The organism is Pseudomonas ceruminis (assembly GCF_021602025.1).
Taxonomy (GTDB): domain Bacteria; phylum Pseudomonadota; class Gammaproteobacteria; order Pseudomonadales; family Pseudomonadaceae; genus Aquipseudomonas; species Aquipseudomonas ceruminis.
In genome coordinates this window covers 1-4,907 of the sequence record NZ_BQHW01000058.1, presented here as the reverse complement: position 1 = coordinate 4,907, position 4,907 = coordinate 1, and the positions used below count along the sequence as shown (strand labels likewise).

Below are 4,907 nucleotides of genomic sequence, written 5' to 3'. Positions count from 1 at the left end.
CCCGTTTCAGCATGGAATGCCTGCGCCAGTTCGGATTGGCTGGAATAGGGTTGCGCATGAGCGAGCCTGGTCAGCAGAGGGTAATGCTCCGCAGCGATTACGGGCGGGCGTCCGGTTTTAGGCATGGCTCAATGCTGCGTAGGCAAGGGACAAGCAGCTTACTTTATTTTGTCTACACCCTCTTAGAGCAATGTTGAACGTACATGTTGAGGAGTTTATTAATAGTGACTATCAGCGTGTTTGATTTTGCCAGTGCTAGTTTTTCCATTACTTTGTTTTTCAATGAAGCGAGGCGCGGTACCCCTCCTTGTACCAACCGAGTGTCCTTCATTGCCCTTTGGTGTTGCCGCTTGCCTGCAGGCGGCTTTTTTGTAAGCGTCCGCCCAACTCACCTTGCGTAAGTCAGGCCGGTTCCCATTGATGCGGCAGCAAAGCCTCAATCTCGCTAGCCCGCTGTGTTGGCAGTCGCGTCAACACGTCCTTGAGATAGGCATACGGATCATGTCCATTCATGCGCGCCGACTGAATCAGGCTCATGATCGCCGCCGCCCGCTTGCCACTGCGCAGTGATCCTGCGAACAACCAATTGGCACGCCCAAGTGCCCACGGTCGTATTTGGTTCTCGACGTGGTTGTTATCGATGGGCAAGGCGCCGTCGTCCAGGTAGCGCGTCAGCGCTACCCAGCGTTTCAAGCTGTAATCCAGAGCTTTGGCGATGGTCGAGCCTTCGGGTACCAGCTCGCGCTGGGTCAGCATCCAGTCATGCAGTTTTTCAGCGATGGGAACCGCATCTCGCTGACGTATTCGCCGACGGTCGTCTTCGCTCATGTCCTTGGCCTGCCGTTCGACCTCGTAGAGCGCACCGATTGTCAGAAGGGCCTGCTCGGCCAACTGGCTCTTGTTCGCCGCATGCAAGTCAAAGAACTTACGGCGCGCATGGGCCATGCAGCCAATCTCGACGATGCCCTGTTCGAAACTGGCCTTGTAGCCGGCAAAGTCATCGCACACCAACTTGCCGCGCCAGTCGCCCAGGAAGTTACGCGCATGCTCGCCGGCACGGCTCGGGCTGAAGTCGTAAACCACGGATTTAAGCTCTGCGTAAGCAGTGCTGCTATAGGCCCACACATAACTTCGATGGGTTTTCTTTTCACCCGGTGCCAACATCTGAACCGGTGTTTCATCGGCGTGGATGACTGGTTGAGCCAGCACCGCTTCACGCAGGGCATCGACAAGCGGTTGAAGCTGCGCGCCGGTTTGCCCGACCCACCGGGCCAGTGTCGAGCGTGGAATCGCCAGGCCGGCGCGGCCAAAGATCTTTTCCTGCCGGTACAACGGCAGGTGGTCAGCGAACTTGGCCACCATGACATGGGCCAGCAGACCTGCGGTGGGGATGCCTTTGTCGATGACTTGCGCCGGAACCGGTGCCTGTATCAGGGTTTCGCAACTTCGGCAGGCCCACTTTCCACGTACATGCTGCTCAACCGTGAACACGCCCGGCGTGTAATCGAGCTTTTCGCTGACATCTTCACCGATGCGCTGAAGCTCGCAGCCACACGCACATTGGGTGTTGTCGGGTTCATGATGAATCACGGTGCGCGGAAGCTGTGCAGGCAGTGGTGCGCGCTTGGGCTTCTGGCCTGGCTCTTTTGGGGCTGGGTCGGGATGAAGTGCGTTCAGCTCGGCTTCGATGGCCTCAAGGTCAGTGCTGAGCAAATCATCGAGCAAGCGGCCTTGCTCTGGACTGATCTGTTCGCTGCGTTTGGCGTACTTATGACGTTTGAGGACAGCGATCTCATGAGTGAGCTGCTCGATGACGATCTTGTCGTTCTGGATCTTGCGACTCATCGTCTCGACTTGAGACTGCAATGTCAGCGTCTGCTCGAGCAACGCGCGCAGCTCTGCAGGGGTCAGTTGGTCGAGGTCGGGTAAAGAAGTCATGCCGCCAATCATGCCAGAGCAACACACTGGCGGCGATTGGCGGTTATGCCAATAGTCAGTACTAAAGCCGTGTGATGGTGCTGTTGGCACCCATGCGTTGCCAAGGTAATCCGACGATGAGTGCCTGAACTTGCTCGCTGTCCAGTTCCATTTGAGCGCCGTGACGAGCGCCCGGCCAGTGGAATTTACCTTGGTTCAGTCGGCGTGCTGCCAACCACACGCCAATGCCGTCATGCACTAGCACCTTCATCCGGTTGGCGCGGCGGTTGGCAAAGAGATAAGCGCAGTGCGGCTTCGCCGCACCGAAGACCGCGACGACGCGGGCCAACGCCGTTTCGGTGCCGGCGCGCATGTCCATGGGCTCGGTGGCGAGCCAGATTGTATCGATGCGAATCATTTGACGAGACCGCGAATGAAGCGCGCACAGCCATCGGGATCGACAGCGGGCCAGATCACTGTGACTGTTTGTAGTTTGAACGGAATTTCGATGCGCGCCAGTGTGGGTTGTGCAGGCTCAGATTCGGGCTTCATCGTCAGCGGCACGAATGCCGGTAGCGCGTCAGGTTGACGGTCACGATAGAGCGGAATCCATTTGCGCACCAGGTTGGCGTTGATGCCATGGCGCAGCGCGATGCTGGCTATCGATACGTCAGGTTGAAGACATTCCTGGACGACTTGGGCTTTGAACGGTTTTGGATAAGAGGTGCGCTGGCGCATGGTGATCCTTGCGATAAGGGCGATGGTGTCCACGTATTTTTAGGTGGACACCATCGCCCTTAATGCTGAGATTCTGAAGGTGTGTTTGCTGGCCGCTTACACTTGGGCAGCTCTCCAGCATAGTTCAGCCGCCGAGAATGTCCTGTTCCTGGACCTTTAGGAGAAGGTTTTGTCGAGGATCAAGGCGTCCGCTTTCGCCGGGCCTGATAGCGTGCCAGGAGAGATTGAACAGAGAGACCATGAACCAAGATGCTCAGCGCAACGACTGACAGAACCAGGTTGCTACTCTGCGCTGCAGCATTTGGGGGAAGCCCGTGATTTATCGCGTAGAAGAGATAGTACAGGCTGCCGATTCCCTTGATACCGAACCAGCCCAGAAGTCCTCGCTGCGGAGCATCCAAACCTTGGCGCAAAGGGGTGAGAAAAACACTGAGTGGTCGGATGATACAGAACAGTGCGCCCGCTACGATGAGCCCCTGCCAATCCCAGTGCTCCAGCAGCACCACACCCAAGAGTGTGACCAGAAAGACTTCCATTGCTCGCTCAACCAGGCTGCCAAACGCCAACATATCACCCAGCATGATCCCTGCCGCGACGCGGGAGTCGTCGAGCTCTGCGACATCCCCCTTAACGGCCAGCTCTGGCGCCACATGCTGGTGACCCACCACCGGCTGCACCAGATGTTCTGCCGCAGGATCTGAAGGACTCGCAGCAGTAAGCACTTCGGCCTGCCGCAGCCCGAGTCCCGCGGCGAACACGGCCAGGAAGCCATAACCCTGTATCGCCTCGGTGATGACATAAGCAAGCGCCACGAGAGCGAGGGCAAGATAATCATTAGGCGAGACAGTGCTGTCGTCGTTGCGCAAGCGCAAGTAGAGGGTCAGCTTGCCTAGGCCTCTTCCCATCCAATACCCGCACAATGCGCCGGCGGAGGCTGCCCATAGCACATCCCCGAAGACCCAATGGATGAACCACGGCTCCCCGGGATCTCGCTGTAACAGCAGCCCCAGCGTTACGAAGGGAAAGGCCACACCGTCGTTCAACCCGGCCTCTCCCGACAAACCGAAGCGCACAGGGTCATCATCCTGGGCATCTACCACCTGCACGAGGGTTGCAAGCACCGGATCTGTGGGGGCGAGAATGGCGCCAATTAGCACCGAAACGCCCCAACTCATGTTGAGTGCATAATGAAGCAGGAGGCTTACACCTCCTATGCACAGCACGAGCACTGGGCCCGCAAGGTAGAACGCTGTCCGCCACCTGGGATTTCGAAGTGGCAAACGCAATTTGAGGCCGCTGAAGAAAAGAGAGAACAGCACGGCCACTTCGGTGAGGTGTTCCAGCCAACCACTCGATTTAGAGAGGTCCAACTGTAGCAACCCTAGAGCAGGTGAACCGAGCGTGGTGCCAAGGCCAAGACAAACCACCGAGGTGGTAACCGGTGCCCAGCGAAGATAGGACGATGACAGGGCTAGGACCAAGAGCACTGCGCCCAGCATGGCGAACCAAACGATGAAGGTCATTACCCAAACGCCTTGAAACTCAGATGGTGAGCGTTCGAGTGGGTACCGAAGCGGCTCGTTCAGCCTGTCTCCAGATGTCACTTGTCTAGCCGACCAAATGTAAAAAAAGATTTCAGGCTCTCACGACGGTCCTACGTTCTAGTACACCTAGGAGAAAGTCATGAAATTCGCGCAGTTCTGCCAATGGCTCGCCAACCGGTCGGGGAAGCCAAGTACATTTTTGATCGCCGTGGTGCTCATTGGGTTATGGGCTATCTCAGGGCCCTGGTTCCACTACAACGACACCTGGCAGCTCATCATCAACACCTCTACGACGATCGTCACTTTCCTGATGGTGTTTCTGATCCAGAACACGCAGAACAGGGATAACGACATCATCCACGTGAAGCTGGACGAGCTGATTCGAGCCACCAAGTCGGCTCAACGTTCTGTCTTGGATTTGGAAGATATGGACAGCAAAGAGCTTCGAGCGCTGCGCAGGGAATACCGCGCGATGGCTGAAAATTGCGGTCAAGCGGATTTGCAGGAGCCAAGCGCTCCTGAGGATGGAGAGCAGCGCGTAAATATCGATCAGCAACGCTAGCCTGGGGGGTTTGATTGATTAAGGAAACTCCGAACAAGTCAGCACAGGCCATCTGACCTGTGCTGAAATAGCCCTCTGTCCAACAGCCCTCTACAAGCCCTCCTTCCCATGAGTCAGATGAGCTTTTCCGATTTCGAGTACGCCGG

The 4,907-nt window shown here is 56.9% G+C and carries 5 protein-coding genes and 1 pseudogene; 1 reads left to right on the top strand and 5 read right to left on the bottom strand.

Features of this window, described 5'->3' with window-relative positions; all coding sequences use genetic code 11:
* From L6D80_RS29715 to L6D80_RS29695, 5 genes and pseudogenes are all read right to left on the bottom strand, one after another.
* Positions 1–125, bottom strand: a pseudogene (locus L6D80_RS29715) (IS5/IS1182 family transposase); the annotation flags it as partial.
* Positions 126–402: 277 nt separating this feature from the next.
* Positions 403–1,938, bottom strand: a complete 1,536-nt coding sequence (tnpC, locus tag L6D80_RS29710; RefSeq protein ID WP_054903735.1) for an IS66 family transposase — start codon at positions 1,936–1,938, stop codon at positions 403–405.
* 61 nt (positions 1,939–1,999) lie between these two features.
* On the bottom strand, positions 2,000–2,335 hold the full coding sequence (gene tnpB, locus L6D80_RS29705; RefSeq protein WP_009682063.1) for an IS66 family insertion sequence element accessory protein TnpB: 336 nt from the start codon (positions 2,333–2,335) through the stop codon (positions 2,000–2,002).
* The gene (gene tnpA, locus L6D80_RS29700) at positions 2,332–2,655 is read right to left on the bottom strand and encodes an IS66-like element accessory protein TnpA (RefSeq protein WP_009682062.1); all 324 of its coding nucleotides are present in this window, start codon (positions 2,653–2,655) and stop codon (positions 2,332–2,334) included. The genes tnpB and tnpA overlap by 4 nt, the downstream gene beginning before the upstream one ends.
* Positions 2,656–2,834: 179 nt before the next feature.
* Positions 2,835–4,178, bottom strand: a complete 1,344-nt coding sequence (locus L6D80_RS29695) for a cation:proton antiporter (RefSeq protein ID WP_009682061.1) — start codon at positions 4,176–4,178, stop codon at positions 2,835–2,837.
* A 160-nt stretch (positions 4,179–4,338) separates the two neighbouring features.
* Here L6D80_RS29695 and L6D80_RS29690 point away from each other — a divergent pair, with 160 nt between their 5' ends.
* Positions 4,339–4,761, top strand: a complete 423-nt coding sequence (locus L6D80_RS29690) for a low affinity iron permease family protein (RefSeq protein WP_009682060.1) — start codon at positions 4,339–4,341, stop codon at positions 4,759–4,761.
* The last annotated feature ends 146 nt before the right edge of the window (positions 4,762–4,907 follow it).